Source organism: Shewanella sp. SM87 (assembly GCF_025653705.1).
Classification (GTDB): domain Bacteria; phylum Pseudomonadota; class Gammaproteobacteria; order Enterobacterales; family Shewanellaceae; genus Shewanella; species Shewanella oncorhynchi.
On record NZ_JAKKSC010000039.1, the window covers coordinates 1 to 19,983 of the forward strand.

Here is a 19,983-nt window from a genome sequence, read left to right on the forward strand (position 1 = left end):
ATTGCCCGGTAGCTACGTTCGGAATCGATAACCGCTGAAAGCATCTAAGCGGGAAGCGAGCCCTAAGATGAGTCATCCCTAGGAATTTAATTCCTCTAAAGAGCCGTTCGAGACTAGGACGTTGATAGGCATGGTGTGTAAGCGTTGTGAGGCGTTGAGCTAACATGTACTAATGACTCGAGAGGCTTAACCATACAACCCAGATGGGTTTTACTGAAAATGTTCCAGACATTTTCTAGCACTTCCTCCWTSCATGGAGGTCGTACGAAAAGCCTTAGACAGAATACAGATACTTGATAAAGTTAAAGACTCAACAGAAAATCAGCTTTCCGAATTATTATTARCGTGRKCCAGAGATGGACACGGTAATAAACAGAATTTGCTTGGTGACAATAGCCTTGTGGAACCACCTGATCCCATCCCGAACTCAGAAGTGAAACGCAAACGCGCCGATGGTAGTGTGGGGTCTCCCCATGTGAGAGTAGGTCATCGCCAAGCGCCTAATTATCTCATTGAGATGTAACCAAGCCAGCTAAATAAGCTGGCTTTTTTGCGTCTGGAATTTGCACGTTTTAGTATTTTTGAAAGGGCTTTATTGGTTAGGACGTTGATAGGCTTAAATTACATTAAGCTGTGAAGTGGGAATGGGTTTACTGAACGCTTTCTTAATGAGATTAAGTTTTACTAAGTTCTCATTTTATGAACTGTAATAGAGCCGCCAGCTCATAGTGACACTAAGCTGGCGGTCTGAAATAGATAGCTGAAGCAATGTTGATGGTTAGAGGACAAATATCCTCTTCAACGCTTGCGTGCTCTATGCATCACTCTTTGTTGATTTTGGCTTTGAAGCTGGCTTTGGTATTGTCGTTAGCTTGTTTGTACCAGTAATCCAGCATTTGACTGATTTCAGCTTGGCTAGGTGTGGTCGCAGGAGTAGTTTGTTGAGCCTTGTCATTGACCGCTGCGGCTGAGGACGACATAACTGCTGGCGCGATCAAGTTCGTGGATGTGACTACTGCTGTTTGGCGTATTTGTGGCTGGCTTGCCAATACGGGTGTAATAGCGTCGCTTGGTTGTGTTGTCGCGGTATTCATAGTGAGATTTAATGAAGCCGGATGATTACTAAGGTTGTACTGCAGTATCTCGTGTTCGAAATCCCGTCCCAGTTGAATGCCATTCTTAATCAATTTATCGCTGGTAAAACCCACGGCTTCATCTTGAGCATTTAATAGTGTCAGCTTAGGTGACTCATCAAATTTCTTTGCATCTCTGGCTGAGTTGATGGCGGGAAGTGTCAGCGTGAGTGTTTGTGCTGACGCATCAAAACGGACGATGAGCACGTCGGAGAGATAATGTACTGAGTCAGCTTGTTGTCGATATTGCGCGGCATAACGGAAGGCAATCTGATTGGTCCCATCAGCTAAAACGAGATCGCCACTCTTTACGGCTGGCTTGCCATTGACCGTTAGCACTTCAGCATTTTTAGGCAGATTGAGATGAACATCGGCCGTTGCAGGTTGCACTGCGCCCAGCATTAACGCAGTGGCACATAAGATTGATTGATATTTCATAAGCTTTCTCTGTTGTTGCGAGGACGCCGCTAAATAATAAGGCAGATATTTGGCGACACAAAGCAGGTTTAACCTTTAGTGTGGAGCATGATGAACTAAATGGCGACACACTGTTTATAGCGCGCAGATTAGCGTTAATTTAATCGGTAGGGAATAAAAAAGGCTCACGATGAGCCTTTTTGAGCATGATATTTCGGGATTGAACGCTTATTTGGTTAGGTTGATGCTATAAACGGCGAAACCCAGTTCATCTTTGCTTATCTTCTTCATTTCACGTTGTTTATTGGCTTCGATAAAGGCAGCGGCTTTGTCACTGTCTTGGGTTTCGAAGCGAATGTCTAATGTGACGTTGGTAGTGATGGTTTTGAAATCCCAGTTGTAATCGGCACTTGGATTGACCATAGCTTCGTACTTACCTGTGGTTTCGTTGTACTGAGATTGCGCTGTGATATAAGCAGCTAGCGCTTCACGGTTAGTATCGGGCAGTTCAAGTACCACATGGTCGCTACCCGTACCAGCAAACTTACCCCCGAAGGCGCGGTAGTTATTTGAGGTAACGATAAACTCTTTCGCGGCAAATTCTTCACCTGTGATGACTTTGCCGTTTTCGTCTTTATAGCTTAAATCAACGATACGGTTTGCGTTGGCATTAACGACGGCGCAATCGCGGTCAAACTTGCTCGGTTGGGTCACATCAATTTTATAGGTTAAGCCATCGAGTACGTCGAAGTTATAGGTTGGATGACCATCCCAGTTGATTAAACCTTGTGGGGTGGTTTTTGCTGGGTCGATTTGATTGAATTGGTTTGCTGAGCACTCGAGCCAATCTTTCAATTCGGCGCCCGTCGCTTTGACTGCCACCATAGTATTGGGATACAGGTACAGATCGGCGGCGTTTTTAAAGGTCAGTGGGCCTTTATCAACTTGCACAAATTGATCGGCATCACTGGTTGTACCGTGGCGACCGCCCGCTTTAAAGGGTGCAGAGGCTGATAGCACTGGCAGACCTTTTAATGCTGCAGGTAATTTCGCTTTCACGTTAGCGATTTGCGCATCGGAAACGATTTGTACCGTAGGGTCGTCCTGCACTAAGGTAAGGAAGCTGTACATGTCGGCTGCGGCAACGCCGATAGGTTCATCCACAAAGGCGAGGGTTCCTTGGTGCTCGGCTGCGACTGCATCTTTAATTGCGGGATCTTGGCTAACTAACTCTTCCTTAGTCGCACCATTATATATGGGGCGAGCTTGCGTTTTCGCACTAAGGACATGCCATTTACCATCTCTACGTTCAAGTTTAAAGTCAACAACCCCTAGGTTATCACCCCAACGACCTGGCATCACTGCGGGGACGCCGTTCAGTAGGCCTTTAGTGACGTCGGTATTGGGTAAGTCGGCATACTTAGCATCAGGGAAGATAGAGTGGCTGTGGCCGAAGAGAATCGCATTGATACCATCAACATAAGTCAAAGCGTAAGTGGCATTTTCAGCCATAGGATCGCCAGGATTTTCCGTTGAACCAATGCCAGAGTGAGGAATGGCGATAATGATATCGGCCCCTTTGGCTTTCATTTCTGGGACATATTTTTTCGCGGTTTCAATAATATCTTCGACCGTCACTTTACCCGTCAGATTTTGTTTATCCCACAATAGAATTTGCGGTGGCACAAAACCAATATAACCAATGTTAATGGTTTGATTATTACCTTCACTGTCGATGATGTTTTTTTGTTTGATGATATAAGGGGTGAATAAATGCTCACCTTTTTTAACCTCATTCCAGCAACCATTATCGTCGGCGCAATAAACGTTTGAGTTGATATAAGGGAAATCTGCACCACTAATGGATTTATTTAAGAAATCTAAACCATAGTTAAATTCATGGTTACCGATATTACCGACTTCATAATCTAATAGGTTCATGGCTTTATAGGCTGGATGAATATCACCCATTTGCAGGCCAACTTTAGCCATGTAATCGCCCATTGGGCTGCCTTGTAGTAGATCGCCGTTGTCGACGAGTACGCTGTTTTTGGCTTCGTTGCGTGCAGCGTGGATTAAGCTTGCAGTACGGGCTAGACCGATAGTTGGGTCATTTTTGCCACTGTAGTAGTTGAAATCCATGATATTTGTGTGCAGATCTGTGGTTTCGAGTACCCGTAAATCGGCTTGAACGACTTTGTCGTCATCAGAATTACAGGCGCTTACACCAAGGGCGGCAGTGATCATCACTGCGAGTATTTTCTTATTTAACATAGTTATCTCTATTTATATTTATTTGACCCCAATGCATGTTCCGTAAAAGACCATGCCCATCATCCCGTTAATTCAGCGTAATTTAACTGTTAGGTTAATTTGCCGCTAAGTTAACGAGCGGGAATTATAAAGACATTTGATGATCTGAATGTGACATTAATCGGATAAAAGCTGTTTCAAATTGTGACTCAAGGTTTGCTTGCCTAAATAGTGAGCCGTTTAGCCTGTTTATTTGTTACAGAAATGTTTAAATAATTACAGTAAACAGTTTATTAAGAAGAATTAATATTTGTTATTGGAATGGCATTTTATTTGCTCAGCCACTTGTCTATGTCGGGGATATTTGACGTAAAACTTCAGTAGAATTGTTTTAAATAATTCTTTTACATCAAATTTTAGCCAATGTTGATCACTTATGCGCGCATGTCTCTTGGCTTGATTGAGGTGAGTTAGGTTTAGCGTAGCGTTGGCATAGGCTTATTTAGACGGGTAATACACATAAAGTGATACAAATAAGCTGCGCTCTGGGCGGGTAAAACTTGGCTGAAATGCGCGTAACTTGTTAAGGTAGTTCATCGAAATTGACGTACGAAGCTACACAAGTTCGTTAAAACAGACTGTTGTAAACCGAAAGCCAAAATCCATTTGCGCGCACCTTTCACCTTAAAAATACAATCGAAAGGGCAGCAACATCCAAGGGAGTTAATATGCGTAAGTCCGTTATTACCACAGCCGTAGCTGCGGCATTGTTACTTGGCGCTTGTTCAGACAAGCCTGATGTAAGCACCAATGAAGCCAAAAATGCCGTTGCGACTCAAACTGCTGCTAAAGCGCAAGCAACTAATGTGCTGCTGAGCAAGAGTCCACTGCAAGATCAAGCGCCGCAATTTAATCTTATTCAGTCCGCAGATTATGCTCCCGCCTTCGAGCAGGGCATTAAAGCTCACGATGCAGAAATCGCTGCGATTGTGAATAACAAACAGGCGGCTAGTTTTGACAATACCATTCTCGCCATGGAAACCTCGGGTGAATTGTTAACGCGCGTATCGCGTACCTTCTTTAATCTCGCAGGTCTGATTTCTGATGATGATTTTCAGAAAACCGAAGCGGATCTTGCACCTAAGCTATCTGCCCACCGAGATAATATTTATCTCGATCCGACTTTATTTGCCCGTGTTGAAGCCGTATACCAGCAAAAGAGCAGCCTAAATGCGGAAGATCAGCGTCTAGTTGAATATTACTATGAGCAGTTTGTCCGCGCTGGCGCGAAATTGTCGGCCGAAGATAAAGCTAAGATGCGCGACTTTAACGCTGAGCTTGCAACCTTAGCGACGGACTTTTCACAAAACAGCTTAAAATCATTTAAAGATGATGTGATTGTTGTGACTGATAAAGCCCAGTTAGCCGGTTTATCCGACAGCGAAATCGCCACCTTAGCCGCAGCGGCCAAAGCTGCGGGAAAAGAAGGCTATTTGATTACTTTAGTCAACACGACACGCCAACCTGTGCTTTCTAGCCTGAGCAACCGTGAACTGCGCCAAAAAGTGTGGGAAACCTCGGCGCACAGAGCCGTCGCAATCAATGGTCCATTGATTGTCAAAATGGCGCAAATACGGGCTAAAAAAGCCAATTTACTGGGGTTCGATACTTGGGCATCCTATGCGGTTGCCGATCAAATGGCGAAAACCCCAGCCGCTGTGTATGAAATCCTCGATGATTTAGCGCCAAAAGCTTTAGCTCGCGCCAAAGTGGAAGCGGCTGATATTCAAGCTGAAATCAAAAAGGCGGGCGGTGATTTTGAGCTGCAACCTTGGGATTGGGCTTACTACGCCGATAAAGTGCGTAAAGAGAAATACTCCCTCGATGAAAGCAGTATCAAGCCTTATTTCGAGTTTAATACTGTGCTGAAAGACGGGCTGTTTTTCGCTATGCATAAATTGTATGGCATCAGCTTAAAACCGCGTACCGATTTACCCGTGTGGCATTCCGATGTTTTAGCCTTTGAAGTCTTTGATAAAGATAACAGTTCTATTGGCTTATTCTATCTAGACCCGTATGCCCGTGAAGGCAAAGGCGGCGGCGCGTGGATGGATGAGTTCGTCACCCAAAGCGGTCTGCTCGGCACTAAGCCCGTTGTCTATAACGCGCTTAATATTCCTAAGCCAGCCGATGGCCCAACGCTAATGACCTTCGATGAAGTGACCACTCTGTTCCATGAATTTGGCCATGCGATACACGGTTTATTCTCGCAGGTGAAATACCCAAGCGTGGCTGGCACATCAACCGCACGTGACTTTGTTGAGTTCCCATCACAGGTTAACGAAGATTGGAATATCGACCCTGCTGTGATTGCTAACTATGCCAAACACTACAAAACGGGTGAGCCAATTCCTAAGGCGCTGCTTGATAAAATTTTAGCGGCCAATAAGTTTGGCCAAGGTTTTGATACCGTTGAGTACCTGTCAGCGGCCTTGTTAGATATGGAATGGCACTCTATCAGCGCCGGCACTCAAATTAACGATGTAGAGAAGTTTGAGCACCAAGTGCTAGCTAAACATGGTCTTGATTTTGCGCCAATACCACCCCGTTATAAGTCGAGCTACTTTAGCCATGCCTTCTCCGGTGGTTATTCCGCAGGGTATTACGCGTATTTGTGGACCGAAGTGTTTGCCGCCGATGCCTTTGCCTATATGGGCGAGCAAGGTGGCTTAAAAGCCGATAATGGTGACAAATTCCGTAAGGAAGTCTTATCTAAAGGTAACAGTGAAGATCTCATGCAAGATTATATTCACTTTACCGGTAAAAAACCGACAACAGAGGCACTGTTAAAGCGCCGTGGTTTAGTCGATTAATTGATTAATTGTAAAAAGATAAAGGCTTGTTAGGGAAACCTAACAAGCCTTTTTTTATTGATGTTGGGGCGGATTTATTAACCATTTTTTGTTTCAAGACAGGAAGTTTAGAGGACGAAAAATCTACAGGTAACGCTCCTAATCACAGATCCAAAATAGTTTGTTGAAATGTTGTCGAAAGACAGTCTTAAACTATTTTTTATTGATTAAATTGTTATGTTTGATTGTCGCTTATAAAGTTAGCAATAGTGTCCTCCTTACGTTGACTCTCTAATAGCCACTCAACCCTCCATTCTGTTAGGCGTTCACCTGTTTTATGAATGAATTTTCCTGCTTCTGGTTCATCAATCCATTCAAGCTGTTTAACAAGTACTAAAGGCGCTTCAGACCCGTCAGTTTCATTCGAAAATTCAAGAGCCTCATTATAAGTATGAAATGCGTAATAGTAGATTTCACCATCAAATTCATCTGGAGCACCTTGCCAAGGGCGGCACCAAACACGATATTCTAGTACTTGATCATAGAAATAACCGCCGCCTGATTTTGTTTCCGCCGGATACTCTCCAACCCTATTCTCATCGATTGAATCAGGATACATCTACAATCCCTCAATGGAATATAACGCCATATGCAACAGCGGATAAGGTTTACCCTGTCCATCAACGGGTGAGCGACCCGTTACTGAAAAACCAATATGCTGGTAAAAACCTAATGCTTGCTCATTCTGCTCATTAACATCAACCTTTGTGGCTCCCAGTTCTTTAATGGCATGTGTCGCTAGCATGGAACCAATCCCTTTTCCGCGCGCGTCAGGTGAGATGAACAGCATTTCAATATTGCCATCATGTACCCCGCAGAATCCGAGTATTTCTCCATTGTCATTTTTAGCGCACTTTAAGTGAACGGCGTCAAAATATTGTTCGAGGATCAACGGCTTTAATTCCTGTAGATCTTCTTCTGCTAAAAAGTCATGGGTTGCTCTCACTGATGCTTCCCAAATATTGAGCAGACTAAGATGATCTGCTTTTTCTACCATCTCAATATTCATCATATAACTCTATTGAAGATTTAATGTCGCCTAAGTGGTGAATTAAAGTGGGTTAAAATGTGAAGCGGAAACGTACCACTGTTACTAATCCGCCTTTAAGAAGTTTAGGTGTAAGTTCCGTAACATCTTTTTCCCAAGATGTTACCTGCCAAGCTGCACTCTGTCATCTTGACCTTTCTCGCTATTTCCCTATTTAGTATCAGTAAAATAAAAACAGGGAGTATTAGCTCCCTGTTTATGATATTTAAAACTTCAATTTAGAGGGATGATTATTCAGCCAGTAATCCGCGGCTACGCAGTAGCGGCTCTATACCGGCTTCTTTACCGCGGAAGTTTTTATACATCAGCATAGGATCATCGCTGCCGCCTTTCGAAAGGATATTGTTACGGAAGGAATCCGCAGTGGCCTTGTCGAAAATGCCGTTTTCTTTAAAGGCTTCGAAAGCATCAGCGCCTAAAATATCCGACCAGAGGTAGCTGTAATAACCTGCGGAATACCCGCCCGCGAAAATATGCGAGAAGTAAGTGCTGCGATAGCGTGGGCTAATTTCTTCAATCAGTCCCATTGCCGCTAACGAGTCCGCCTCAAACTTGGCCGCATCCTTTGGCGTTGTGTCGGTCAGTGTGTGCCAATCTAAATCGAGTTTAGTGGCCGCCATGTATTCAACGGTAGAAAAACCTTGGTTGAACTTACTGGCCGCTTGGATTTTCTTCACCAGTTCTTGCGGGATCACTTCGCCGGTTTTGTAGTGCTTGGCAAATTGGGCTAACACTTCTGGTTGAGTCATCCAGTTTTCATTCACTTGCGATGGGAACTCAACGTAATCGCGAGGTACGGCGGTGCCGCCCTGTGAGCGATATTCGACGTTCGATAACATGCCATGTAGTGCGTGGCCAAATTCGTGGAATAGTGTGCTGGCTTCATCGAAGGTCAGCAGCGCTGGCTCATTACCCGCTGGGCGAGGGTAGTTTAATACGTTGACAATAATAGGTTTAGAATCAACGCCATTCATATTGTATTGCTTGCGGAAGGAGTTCATCCAAGCGCCGCCACGTTTGCTGTCGCGGGTGAAATAGTCACCCATAAAGATGGCCATCAGTTTGCCGTCTTTATCGTAAACTTCCCAAGTACGAACTTCTGCATTGTATTTTGGCAAGTCGGTGCGTTCTTTAAAGGTTAAACCGTACAAACGGTTAGCCGTGTAGAACACGCCTTTTAATGTACTGTCGAGGGAGAAATACGGACGGGTTTGTTGCTCGTTAAAGCTGTACTTAGCGACACGGATCTTGTCGGCGTAGTAATCCCAGTCCCACGCTTGCAGCTTAAAATTGCCACCTTGAGCGTCAATCATGGCTTGCATATCAGCCACTTCGGTTTTGGCTTGGGCCAATGCCGCTGGCCATACTTTATTGAGTAAACCGTAGACGTTTTCTGGTGTTTTAGCTGTGCGTTCTTCTAACACGAAATCCGCATGGGTTTTATAGCCCATCAGTTGAGCACGTTCGGCACGCAGGGCGGCAATCTTCGCAAGGATAATCTTGTTATCGTTGGCGTTATTGTTGTTACCGCGCTCGATATAACCTTTGTAGAGTTTTTCACGTAACTGGCGGTTATCGGCATAGGTTAAAAAAGGCGTGATAGAAGGGCGAGACGTGGTAAATACCCACTTGCCTTCATGGCCACGTTTTTTGGCGGTTTCAAAGGCTGTGGCAATCACATCTGCGGGTAAACCTGCGAGATCGGCTTTATTATCAACCACTAATTCGAATGCATTGGTTTCGGCTAATAGATTGTCTCCAAAGGTTAAATTGAGTTTGCCGATTTCTTCGTTCAGCGCGCGCAGTTTGGTTTTATCTGGCTCGCTTAAGTTAGCGCCGCCACGGGTGAAAGATTTATAGGTATCTTCCAGTAATTTGGCTTGGGCTGTGCTGAGCTTCAGGTTGTCTTTTGCGTTGTGGACAGCTTTAACTTTTTGAAACAGTTTGTCATTGAGCAAAATATCGTCTTCGGCGGACGATAACATAGGCGACACTTCTTTCGAGAGTGCTTGCAATGCTTCATTCGTATCCGCGCCCGTCAGGTTAAAGAAGACGTTAGAAACGCGCGTCACTAGATCGCCAGAAAACTCCATGGCTTCAATCGTATTGGCGAAGGTGGGTTTGGCTTTATTATCAACAATCGCTCGAATTTGTTCGTGTTGTTGGGCGATTCCCGCTTTAAATGCGGGGAGGAAATGCTCAGGCTTGATTTTATCGAAGGCCGGAATTTCCATAAAAGTATCATAGGGTTTAAAGAATGGATTAGTCGCATTCTGGCTGATAATTTGCGCTGACACTGCATTTGGCGCCGCACTTGTTTGAACACTGGCATCGGGTTGTTGTGTACTACAGGCGCCCAATGTTAAGGCGAAAGCGATGGCACTTAGCGTGAGCTTAGCAGTGCGTGGCGTGAGGGCTTGCGGTTTGACGGTTAGTCCCTTCATTATTTGTTCCCCGTTAGGTCGATATTGTTATGGATGTTTGCATGATGATGGCCTTGGATTTCAGGAGAAAATTGAAGTCTACGAGCGGCTAAAACCATTAAATTAAGCTTAATATGACTGTTTAACATGTATCGGACTAGGGGTTCCATCGATTTTGTGTTTAGTTTGTAACAAATGTTTTGTTTCAGGCTTTTAAGCAAAAAATGATGGCAAACTGGGCGAGGATATTACCGCGTCTCGGGCACGTTTTCTTGGCTTAGTCGACCCTAAACCCATTGCAATTGGCGGCTCAACCAACAGTAAATTATTCCCCATTGCTTTAAGTTTTGGCACCGCCATGCTGGGCGTGGGATACACAAGCCATACCGAAAAAGAGTTCATCACCCACAAGCAATTCATGCTGAACCTAAAAATGTATACCGCAGAGGCCTGAACGGAGAAGGCCTGAACGGAGAGGCCTGAACGGAGACACCCAGCCTCAATGGTGCTAGGCCTGAACGGAGACACCCAGCCTCAATGGTGCAGTAGTTAACCTCCGACTATGCTTTGATTAAGCATTCAACAAGGAGGTTTTTATGCCGCGCCCTCGTAGAACTCAGATTAGTCTTGAAGACACTCCCTTTTATCATTGCTGTAGCCGTGTTGTTCGGCGGGCATTTTTATGTGGGGATGATGCTTATTCAGGTAAAAACTATGACCATCGCCGAGCTTGGGTTGAGTCGTTACTGTTTGAACTTGAGGCGGTTTTTGCTATTGATGTGGCGGCCTTTGCGGTGATGTCGAATCATCTGCATGTGGTGTTACGCATTGATATCGAGACGGCGAATCGCTGGAGTGACATAGAAGTGCTTGAACAATGGCATAAACTGTTTAAAGGCGATGAATTAACGCGTAAGTTTGCTGAAGGTGAACTGGTTGACGCTTATGAGGTTAATAGATTAAGGCATTCTATCGCGACATATCGAAGCCGTTTATGTGACATCAGTTGGTTCATGCGCTGCTTAAACGAACCGATTGCAAGGCAAGCAAATCAAGAAGATAACTGTACAGGTCGTTTCTGGGAAGGGCGTTTTAAATCGCAAGCCTTGCTCGATGAAACTGCCGTTTTAACCTGCATGGCCTACGTGGATTTGAATCCCATCAGAGCCAAGATGGCTGATACGCCAGAAAAATCAGACCATACTAGTATTCAGCTACGTATTCAGGCGGCGATAAAGGGGGAGCAACCGAACAGACTATTGCCTTTCATTGGCAATGAGCACGGTAACCAGCCCAATGGTATTGCGTTTGTGCTCAAGGATTATCTTCAGTTACTTGAGGATACAGGGCGGATTATTCGAGCGGATAAACGCGGCTCAATCAGTGAAATGAATGCTAAGTTGCTAACAAGTTTAGATATTACCCAAGATAACTGGCTTAAGCTAACCACTGAGTTTGGTAAATTATTTCATGGCCCAGTGGGTACTTTGCAAGAACTCACCACTTACTGCGAACACTTAGAGAAGCGACGTCGGCACTTTGCTAAATGCTGCCACTACCTCAAAACGGGTTGATCTCAAGCCTATTTCATCGACTTTACCTTTCAAAATGGCCAACCAGACAATGGCTTGGATCATTCTTGCAAAAAATTACCTTTTTTCAATCAAATAGCCCGATTTAGCTAAACATCATCCATTTATCCCATACCTTATCAGCCTTTTTCGCTACTCATGTGGCTTTCCGTTGCTTGAACCTAAACGCAGAGTACATTATGTAGTTTTATTATGGGTGGCCTGATTTTAAGCTTGCCTGATTTTAAGCTTAATGTGACTGTTTAACATGTATCGGACTAGGGGTTCCATCGATTTTGTGTTTAGTTTGTAACAAATGTTTTGTTTCAGGCTTTTAAGCAAAAAATGATGGCAAACTGGGCGGGGATATTATCGCGTCTCAGGCACGTTTTCTTGGCTTAGTCGACCCTAAACCCATTACAATTGGCGGCTCAACGAACAGTAAATTATTCCCCATTGCTTTAAGTTTTGACCCAGCGATGCTGGGCGTGGAATACACAGGCCATACCGAAAAAGAGTTCATCGCCCATAAGCAATTTATGCTGAACCTAAAAATGTATACCGCAGCGTTTATCGAGCTATCGGCGGTGAAATAGTGCTCTTTGTTAAAGTTATTTTGGGATGACACAAAAGTGTAGGGAGCAATAAAGCCGTTCTGAATATAAAAGGTTCATTCGGAAATGGCGGTTAAATCTTAGATTTCTGCCATTTCAACTCTAAATACTCAAAGGCTGAAAGGCTCAAAGCTAGTGAGTTATATCGTCAGTTGTGCTGCATGAATTGTCATTGTTTCCCAGTGACTCGCCGTCTTTTTATTTCATAAGAAGTATCCCTATAGGCTCGACGGCGGCATCCATGCCGCCAACGGTCACTGTTGCAACAATGCCAATCCTCACTGACCCTTTCGCTGTTCGTTTAGCTAAAAAGCTATTGCCCCAAAGCTCGTTAGCGAAGCGTTTTTAACCTTCTTGGTATGATGAGAGAGTTGACCAAATTTCAATACTACTACAGAGTGTCAACAGGACTATGGCTTTAACAAGTTTAGCTAAATGGAAAACAAAAAAGGCATCAATGTAAGATACTCAAATCGTCCAGTTAAAGTCGCATTTATTGTTCCTTTAGTTGATGACAACACCACTCAATGGATTTTAGATGGCATTTTTTACGAAGCATACTCCCGTTGGGGCGGAACTAAATCTTTAATAATCCCTTTTAGTAATGACGATTTTATATCTGATAGGTATTTAGACTGGCTAGAACAATATGATGCGGATTTTGTTTATTCGTACGTCGATTTAACATTAAAACAAATCAATATCATCAATAAGAAATCTCTACCTATCGAAATGATAAAGCATGAAGTTCATGGCGAAGTTAAGAGGTGGAGGCAGTTCATTCCAAGTTGGCCTTATGGCTTTACTCCTATTCGAGCAATGTCAACAATTAACAGTCCTTATGCGAAGTACCAAGATTGGTCGAATGCAAACCAGCCAAACTTGTACATAACGCAATACTATGAAAATGATGAATATCGATTCTTACCAGATAACTTTGGTATATCTCAAGGGGGGAACGGTCCTAATCTTGGGCGGCTGAATATCTTCGGTACTGTTTGCTATTGCGCACAAGACCTACCCGCATATAACGATGTTGGCAATGAGCGCTGCCATAGCTTAGCTGAACTTTTGGGTAAGCTTGCCCAAAAGCAGGTCAAAACTTTCTCAAAGCTTTCGAGCATTCATGCATCGACTATTAATCACCCAAATGATTATGAATGGGCAAATAGCTTTAATTTATTTGTTGGTGATACTGCTGCAGATAGACTACATTTTTGGAATGGTAGATTATTGTCCGAAAACAACGAACGATATGATTTCAGCGCTCTCAGTATTTCAAGAGAGCACTTTGATAACGATGACTTTTTAACATCATTAGGTGCGTTTTTAAATGCTCATAATTTTAAAGGGCAAGGCAATGGTCCTTCTTCTTTGAGGTTACGAAGCTTATCTCTTGCCAAAGAAGACTGCGAACAGCTAGCCCAACATCTGCAAGACTATACTTATAGCTATGTTACGGTGCCAGATAATTTCGATAGTCCAGCATTACCGAGTGAGCGAGCACTTAAAGGTCAATATATTGTTGAGTCAGGAATAAGGTCTCTAAAAGTCTATGAACGCGATCACAAGTTTGTAGTAGATGAAGTCGAGCACTTTAAGTATCTAACACCTGATCTATATGACTTTAAATCAGGACAGTGCATCTCTAACCTATATATTGAGAAACCAAAGGAAAATTATAAAGTAATAGGTGGCTTCAATGATTGGAAGCTACCTAGACGACTTGAAGCGGCATTAGCATTCACTAAAAATCGAGCAAAAGTATCTAGACATGGTTCATTTATCGTAATCCCTGATGCGCCACAACAACTATTTAATGGAATAGCGCAACATGAGTTAACTATTTCTTTATTCATCCCTGATGAAGAAAAAGTATTCCGATGTCTCGTTTTAGAGCATATCCAAAAAATGAGGTATGAATATGATATGCGTTTACAATTAGTCACAGCTAAATACTATGATTTAGAATTGTCCGATAAAGGTCAAAAACACCGTGGCGTTATCTCATTATTTGACGGCGACCTTTCTCATGCTGGTATATTAACCAATTCCTTTTGGCGAAAAATAGTTAGAAAGTCGATAGAAAACTACAAATCGTCATTCTCTCTCAATAAGCTTACAACGATGATTGATCAGTATACCCCTGTCAGCCTCGCGCACATTACAGAGCAAATGAGACTAGATAACGTTGGCGTTACAAAACAGTACTTAAAAAACAACCTTAAAGACACCATCGAATACTTAGTTCATCAGGGCATATTAATTCAGGAATACAGATGGCGTTGTTCGTACTGTGGTAATGAAAATGGCTTGACGCTAGACACAATCAAACTGGATAACAATTGTAGTATTTGTAACAAACTACATAAAACACCAATTGATATGGAGTGGAAATACAAAGTTGCTCCGTTTATAACCTCCGCACTTATTGAGCAAAACGGATTGACTGTACTATGGGCTATTGACCATTTAATGGATGTTTTCCGTTCTCAACAGGCATTTTATCTGCCTGAGGTTAATCTGTTTAAAAATCGTGAAGGCAATGACAATAATGAAATCGATTTTCTTGCTGTCATTGATGGTAAATTCATTGCGGCAGAAGTTAAATTAAGCGCCGCTAGCTTTGTAGATAACCCTAACGAAGTAACTTCATTTATTGATGAAATCCAGAGGTTATCCCCTGACATTGCCTTTCTGATCTGTGAGCAATATTGTCAACAGCAGGCAGATATTGATGAATATAAAGGAAAATTAGAGGAAGTTATTGCCAATATTCATGAAATCATTCCAGATATTGAGGTAAAGGTTATTGTTGCGAGTGAGGTAGATGGCTTTAATTCTGTACCTATTGAATTAGGACCTTACGGCGAAAGAACCTCTGCGTTTTTTGATAGGTTGGCCGAGTAAGCATTGTGCATGTGTGTATAAATACCGTTATGTTACTTTACAGTTTTTCTTATTTAAAAATGAGTTTGTTAGAGGAGTATTACAAATTAATTTAACTTATTTTCGTCCAAAAGATTGCTGTGTATTTTTATTAGCCTTATTAAAAAGCATTTATAAGTCATCAATAAATAAAATTATTAGTCAATCTGATAACGGTAAATGTTAGATCTGTCTTTATAAGCAACAGGTTACGTGAATGCACGAAAGGTGAGCCATGGTGATTAGCGAGACGACCGTCCGCCCCATGGATGGGGCGGTCGAGCATCCACGGACGGACTGGCTGCGCGTCGATGAGTGAATGCCATGGCAAGCCTATATGAGTGGATACCAGCCAACGCAAGTGTCCCAACGATAGAAATAACTGGCCACCCAGTACAATTCACCTACATGTTTTGTCTTGAAGTGAGTGGTGTTTAGTATGATATTTCATGATTCAGTTGCAGCGTCACTAAAGTAAAAAACAATGCAAATTAGCACAATAACTTTTCCACACAATAAAAAGCCCTGCTTATACAGTGATTTATAGCAGGGCTTTTTTAAGCGAGAGTGTGCATTCGTTGAGCGGAAGGACAAGCTTTACTCAGGGTTTATGACCTATATCGAATAGGTCATCTCTTCTCTTCCACTTATCTCATTAACTCATTTCTTTCACTAAAATCGGCATCATGGGGATGCTAGTAGCCGATGGCTTCGCTACCTGAGTGACGCGGATCAGAGGCGCCAAAAATCCCTTGTTCGGTCACCATGATTGATTGCGTACTGCCCATAGCGGATTGTACTTTCACTTTGTGTCCTTTGGCTTCGAGCAGGGAAATGGTATCGCGATTAAAGCTGGACTCGACTCGCAATTCATCGGGTTGCCATTGATGATGAACCCGCGCCGCATTACTGGCTTCCGCGATATTCAATCCATGATCAATAACATTCATGATGATCTGCAGTGTGGTGGTGATAATGCGCGAACCACCTGGACTGCCAGTGACGAGGAAGGGTTTGCCATCCTTCATCACTATTGTTGGGCTCATTGAACTGAGTGGGCGCTTATTGCCCTCGACCGCATTGGCATCACCGCCGACTAAACCGTAGCCGTTTGGCACGCCGGGTTTGGCCGAGAAATCATCCATCTCGTTATTGAGCAGAATCCCTGTTCCCTTCGCCACTAAACCTGAGCCATAGCTGAAGTTTAAGGTGTAAGTATTTGAAACTGCATTACCCCATTTATCGACTACCGAGAAGTGAGTGGTTTGATCGCTCTCATAGGGCGCGAGCTTGCCGGGCTTGATTTCAGCGCTCGGTGTTGCCTTATTCATCGCAATTTGGCTGGCGATTTTTTGGGCGTAGTCCTTACTGGTTAAGGCTTTGACGGGTACCTTATAAAAGTCGGGATCGCCTAAGTATTCGCTGCGATCGCTATAGGCGTACTTCATGGTTTCTGCCATCAGATGAATCGTCTGCGCGGTATTGTGACCGAGTTTGTCTATCGGGAATTGCTGCAATACGTTGAGCATTTCGATGATGTGTACACCGCCCGATGATGGCGGTGGCATAGACACAACTTGGTAACCGCGGTATTCGCCGCGCACGGGTTCACGTTCCACAACCTTATAATTTTTAAGGTCGTCTAAGGTCATAATGCCGCCAGCGTCTTTCACCGCATTGATGAGCTTAGTGGCGGTTTCACCTTCGTAGAATCCTTTGGTGCCTTTTTCAGCGATAAGACTTAACGAATGGGCAAGTTCAGGTTGTTTAAGAATATCATCCACTTGATAGTCACTGCCGTCAGCTTTGTAGAAGATAGCGGCCGTGGTTGGCCATTGGGTCATGCGGCGTTTGAGGCCTGCAAGGGATTGGGCAAGATCTGGCGTTACGCTAATGCCTTCCTGCGCCATTTTAATCGCGGGCGCGGCGACTTGGGCGAGTGTCATAGTGCCATATTTTTCAAGGGCTAAGCTCATGCCCATCACAGTACCTGGCACACCCACGGCAAGACCGTGTTCGCGGCTTAGTTTTTCAACTGCGTCGCCATTTTCGTCGAGGAAAATGTTTTTCTTGGCTTTAGACGGCGCCATTTCACGGTAATCGATAGCGATGGTTTTGTTTTCTTTGGCAATATGCACCAGCATAAAACCACCGCCGCCGATATTGCCAGCACGGGGTAAGGTGACTGCCAAACTGAAGGCGACAGCCACGGCGGCGTCAACCGCATTACCGCCTTGCTTTAGGATCTCAACGCCGGTGCGACTGGCGAGAGTTTCTTGGCTTGCGACCATGCCATGCTTAGCCCACACAGGTTGTGCGGTGGCCATCTGGCTGAAAATTGGCGATTCATCGGCAAGCAGACTGGGAGATGATAGTAAGGGAAGCGCCATCGCAATGGCGAGAATAAGAGGTCTAAAAGGTCTTGTTGGACGCATACTCAATCCTGAATTTATTTTAATTATGGCTATGCAATGTGCCGAGAATTAGGCTTAATTGCAACCTCGTATACTTGTTCACACCAGTAAAGGACGATAATTTACCCAATGAGACAGCTTATTTTGGCTTTTGCGAGCTCAATGTCGGATATTTCGGCCAGTGCGTGGAATGCCGCCATGGGTGAGGCGAATCCCTTTTGCCGCCATGAGTTTCTGTTGGCACTCGAGCAAAGCCGCTCCGCTTGCACTGCAACCGGTTGGACGCCTCGACATTTATGCGTGTTCGATGCGGGTGACACATTAAATGATGTCGCCAGTAAGGATAAAAGCTTGTCGCTTTTGGCTGAAGGAGGGTTTATCAGTGTGCAAACGGCTAAGCACTTCAATCAGTTCCCACTTATTGCCGTCATGCCCTTGTACCAAAAATCCCACTCCTACGGTGAGTATGTGTTCGATTGGGCGTGGGCCGAAGCCTATGAGCGCCATGGGCTCGATTACTATCCCAAATGGGTGAATGCGATCCCTTTTACCCCAGTGCAAGGTCAACGGATGGGCATTCATCCCGCAGTAGATCGCGCCGAACAACTGCGCGTGGCGGCATTACTGCTGCTGACATTGAATCGCCGACTAATATCAGCGCAGGATAATCTCGTACTTGAGGAAGCTATTCTTAATCAGCCAGGGCTGGGCGACAGCCCGATTTCTTCATGGCATAGCCTGTTTGTTACCCCAAGCCAAACACCGTTATTTGAAGGCTCGCCCAATTCGCTGTTAAAACGCTTAGGCACTCAGTTCCATTGGCATAATCGCGGTTATCGGGATTTTAAGGATTTTCTGGCGGGCTTTAGTTCCCGTAAGCGTAAAAATATCTTGAAGGAGCGGGCGCAGTTACAGCCTTTTAATCTTAAGTTTCAGTTTGTCGAAGGGGAGCAGATCACCGCTTCGCAATGGCAGACTTTTATCCAGTGTTATCAATTAACTTACCTTAAGCGCTCTGGTCATCGCGGCTATTTAACGCCAACCTTTTTTCAGCAGTTGGGGGCGCAACTCGCTGCGCAAGTCCTACTCTTGGTGGTCGAAGATGCAAAGGGCGAGATGGTCGCTGGTGCCTTGTATTTAAAAGGTGAGAATACCCGAGGGCAGAAATGCTTATATGGTCGTTATTGGGGGACGACGGTTGAGCTTGACGGTTTACATTTTGAGGCCTGTTATTACCAAGGTATTCAATATTGTATTGAACATGAGTTTCAAGTGTTTGATGCGGGCGCGCAGGGGGAACATAAGGTGCTGCGTGGCTTTGAACCCGTAGCAATGTATTCCTACCATAACATCGCCCATTTGGGATTTAAGGCGGCGATTACGGACTTTGTTGAGCAAGAAACACTGCAAATGCAGCAATATATGGCGCAGATGCAGGATGTGTTGCCCTACAAAAAAGAGCCTTCATAAAGACCGCGTTAACAGGACTTTATTAGGCTCATTTTAGGTAGAACGGGTTACATTTAAGCGGTTAGTTCAAACCGTTAGCTCATGGCTAACCAAACTCCTACGCCTATCATTAGGCTGCCTGCAATGCGGTTTAACCAGCGAATATTATCGCCACGGCTCAAGAAGATGCGCAGGCTTTTGCCACCACTGGCGTAGGCGAGCATAGAGGTAAATTCGGTCACCATGATAATGCTCAGTAAGGCGAGGAGCTGCGGCGCGACGTCGCGCTCGGCATTGATAAAAGGGGGCAATAGCGACACCATAAATGCCCAACCTTTAGGATTGGCAATGGCGGTAATAAAGCCTTGAGAGATCAAGTTAACATTGCTGGCTCTGGGGTTAGTCTCATCATCACTTAATATGGCCATCTTGCCGCGCGCGCGCCACATCTGTACGCCGATATAGCCTAAATAAATCCCGCCGATCCATTTAAAAATTTGAAAGATTTCGGGATAGTTGAGCATGATACTGGCAACGCCCATCACGGCGGCTGTCGCCACCAACGCCACGCCTACCAGTTCACCCAGCATCATCCACAGGGTGCGGCGCACACCTATACTCATGCCCAGGGTCATGGCGAGTGTCATGCACATGCCCGGCGTGATAGAAACAAAGAAAAAAGTCGGGATAAACACAGCGAGTAAGGCAAAATCAGGCATGGTTTGGTCATTCTTGGGTGAAGATGAGAAGGCCGATAGTGTAATGAAAACGGCGGATTTAGCCAATCTGCTTATTTTGAACTTGCTCTCTTTAAATGTAAT

General features: G+C 44.4%; 11 protein-coding genes, 2 rRNA genes and 2 pseudogenes. 8 read left to right on the top strand and 7 right to left on the bottom strand.

Annotated elements, in window-relative coordinates; translation table 11 throughout:
• Positions 1 to 194 (top strand): 23S ribosomal RNA (locus tag L5M11_RS20955); the annotation flags it as partial.
• A gap of 188 nt (positions 195 to 382) precedes the next feature.
• A 5S ribosomal RNA gene (gene rrf / locus L5M11_RS20960) occupies positions 383 to 498 on the top strand.
• A gap of 323 nt (positions 499 to 821) precedes the next feature.
• Here rrf and L5M11_RS20965 read toward each other — a convergent pair.
• Both L5M11_RS20965 and L5M11_RS20970 read right to left on the bottom strand, forming a co-directional pair.
• The gene (locus L5M11_RS20965) at positions 822 to 1,571 is read right to left on the bottom strand and encodes a DUF2057 domain-containing protein (RefSeq protein ID WP_263142518.1); all 750 of its coding nucleotides are present in this window, start codon (positions 1,569 to 1,571) and stop codon (positions 822 to 824) included.
• A gap of 207 nt (positions 1,572 to 1,778) precedes the next feature.
• Positions 1,779 to 3,824 (bottom strand): bifunctional 2',3'-cyclic-nucleotide 2'-phosphodiesterase/3'-nucleotidase, encoded by a 2,046-nt coding sequence (locus L5M11_RS20970; RefSeq protein WP_263142517.1) that lies wholly within the window; start codon positions 3,822 to 3,824, stop codon positions 1,779 to 1,781.
• Between the two features lie 707 nt (positions 3,825 to 4,531).
• On the opposite strand from L5M11_RS20970, the gene L5M11_RS20975 reads away from it, so the two are divergent.
• Positions 4,532 to 6,676, top strand: coding sequence for a M3 family metallopeptidase (locus tag L5M11_RS20975; protein ID WP_263193151.1), 2,145 nt, complete (start codon positions 4,532 to 4,534; stop codon positions 6,674 to 6,676).
• A gap of 214 nt (positions 6,677 to 6,890) precedes the next feature.
• Here the strand turns inward: L5M11_RS20975 and L5M11_RS20980 are convergent, their stop codons facing one another.
• The 3 genes from L5M11_RS20980 to L5M11_RS20990 all read right to left on the bottom strand — a co-directional run bounded on the left by L5M11_RS20980 (position 6,891) and on the right by L5M11_RS20990 (position 10,207).
• A complete protein-coding gene (locus L5M11_RS20980; RefSeq protein ID WP_113940933.1) occupies positions 6,891 to 7,274 on the bottom strand; it encodes a GCN5 family acetyltransferase in 384 nt (127 codons plus the stop codon).
• Positions 7,275 to 7,724: an acetyltransferase gene (locus L5M11_RS20985; protein WP_113940932.1), complete on the bottom strand. Its 450-nt coding sequence runs from the start codon at positions 7,722 to 7,724 to the stop codon at positions 7,275 to 7,277.
• 269 nt (positions 7,725 to 7,993) lie between these two features.
• On the bottom strand, positions 7,994 to 10,207 hold the full coding sequence (locus L5M11_RS20990) for a M3 family metallopeptidase (protein WP_263193153.1): 2,214 nt from the start codon (positions 10,205 to 10,207) through the stop codon (positions 7,994 to 7,996).
• Positions 10,208 to 10,448: 241 nt separating this feature from the next.
• Between L5M11_RS20990 and L5M11_RS20995 the strand changes: the two are divergent.
• From L5M11_RS20995 to L5M11_RS21010, 4 genes and pseudogenes are all read left to right on the top strand, one after another.
• Positions 10,449 to 10,640, top strand: a pseudogene (locus L5M11_RS20995) (hypothetical protein); the annotation flags it as partial.
• 142 nt (positions 10,641 to 10,782) lie between these two features.
• Entirely contained in the window at positions 10,783 to 11,760 is a 978-nt protein-coding gene (locus L5M11_RS21000; protein WP_263163047.1) for a transposase, read from the top strand.
• Between the two features lie 380 nt (positions 11,761 to 12,140).
• Positions 12,141 to 12,353, top strand: a pseudogene (locus tag L5M11_RS21005) (hypothetical protein); the annotation flags it as partial.
• Positions 12,354 to 12,806: 453 nt separating this feature from the next.
• On the top strand, positions 12,807 to 15,281 hold the full coding sequence (locus L5M11_RS21010) for a hypothetical protein (RefSeq protein ID WP_263193154.1): 2,475 nt from the start codon (positions 12,807 to 12,809) through the stop codon (positions 15,279 to 15,281).
• A 713-nt stretch (positions 15,282 to 15,994) separates the two neighbouring features.
• On the opposite strand, the gene ggt is transcribed toward L5M11_RS21010, so the two are convergent.
• Positions 15,995 to 17,734: a gamma-glutamyltransferase gene (gene ggt / locus L5M11_RS21015; RefSeq protein ID WP_263193157.1), complete on the bottom strand. Its 1,740-nt coding sequence runs from the start codon at positions 17,732 to 17,734 to the stop codon at positions 15,995 to 15,997.
• A 108-nt stretch (positions 17,735 to 17,842) separates the two neighbouring features.
• Between ggt and L5M11_RS21020 the strand changes: the two genes are divergently transcribed.
• Positions 17,843 to 19,183 (top strand): GNAT family N-acetyltransferase, encoded by a 1,341-nt coding sequence (locus L5M11_RS21020; protein WP_263185755.1) that lies wholly within the window; start codon positions 17,843 to 17,845, stop codon positions 19,181 to 19,183.
• 74 nt (positions 19,184 to 19,257) lie between these two features.
• Here the strand turns inward: L5M11_RS21020 and L5M11_RS21025 are convergent, their stop codons facing one another.
• Positions 19,258 to 19,881, bottom strand: coding sequence for a LysE family translocator (locus L5M11_RS21025; protein ID WP_263185756.1), 624 nt, complete (start codon positions 19,879 to 19,881; stop codon positions 19,258 to 19,260).
• Positions 19,882 to 19,983: the final 102 nt, after the last annotated feature.

Excerpts from the sequence above, each read along its gene's own strand:
- ggt (WP_263193157.1), bottom strand. The coding sequence starts at position 17,734 with ATGCGTCCAACAAGACCTTTTAGACCTCTTATTCTCGCCATTGCGATG.
- L5M11_RS20985 (WP_113940932.1), bottom strand. The coding sequence starts at position 7,724 with ATGAATATTGAGATGGTAGAAAAAGCAGATCATCTTAGTCTGCTCAAT.
- L5M11_RS20970 (WP_263142517.1), bottom strand. The coding sequence starts at position 3,824 with ATGTTAAATAAGAAAATACTCGCAGTGATGATCACTGCCGCCCTTGGT.
- L5M11_RS20975 (WP_263193151.1), top strand. The coding sequence starts at position 4,532 with ATGCGTAAGTCCGTTATTACCACAGCCGTAGCTGCGGCATTGTTACTT.
- L5M11_RS21025 (WP_263185756.1), bottom strand. The coding sequence starts at position 19,881 with ATGCCTGATTTTGCCTTACTCGCTGTGTTTATCCCGACTTTTTTCTTT.
- L5M11_RS20965 (WP_263142518.1), bottom strand. The coding sequence starts at position 1,571 with ATGAAATATCAATCAATCTTATGTGCCACTGCGTTAATGCTGGGCGCA.
- L5M11_RS21010 (WP_263193154.1), top strand. The coding sequence starts at position 12,807 with ATGGAAAACAAAAAAGGCATCAATGTAAGATACTCAAATCGTCCAGTT.
- L5M11_RS20990 (WP_263193153.1), bottom strand. The coding sequence starts at position 10,207 with ATGAAGGGACTAACCGTCAAACCGCAAGCCCTCACGCCACGCACTGCT.
- L5M11_RS21020 (WP_263185755.1), top strand. The coding sequence starts at position 17,843 with ATGAGACAGCTTATTTTGGCTTTTGCGAGCTCAATGTCGGATATTTCG.
- L5M11_RS21000 (WP_263163047.1), top strand. The coding sequence starts at position 10,783 with ATGCCGCGCCCTCGTAGAACTCAGATTAGTCTTGAAGACACTCCCTTT.
- L5M11_RS20980 (WP_113940933.1), bottom strand. The coding sequence starts at position 7,274 with ATGTATCCTGATTCAATCGATGAGAATAGGGTTGGAGAGTATCCGGCG.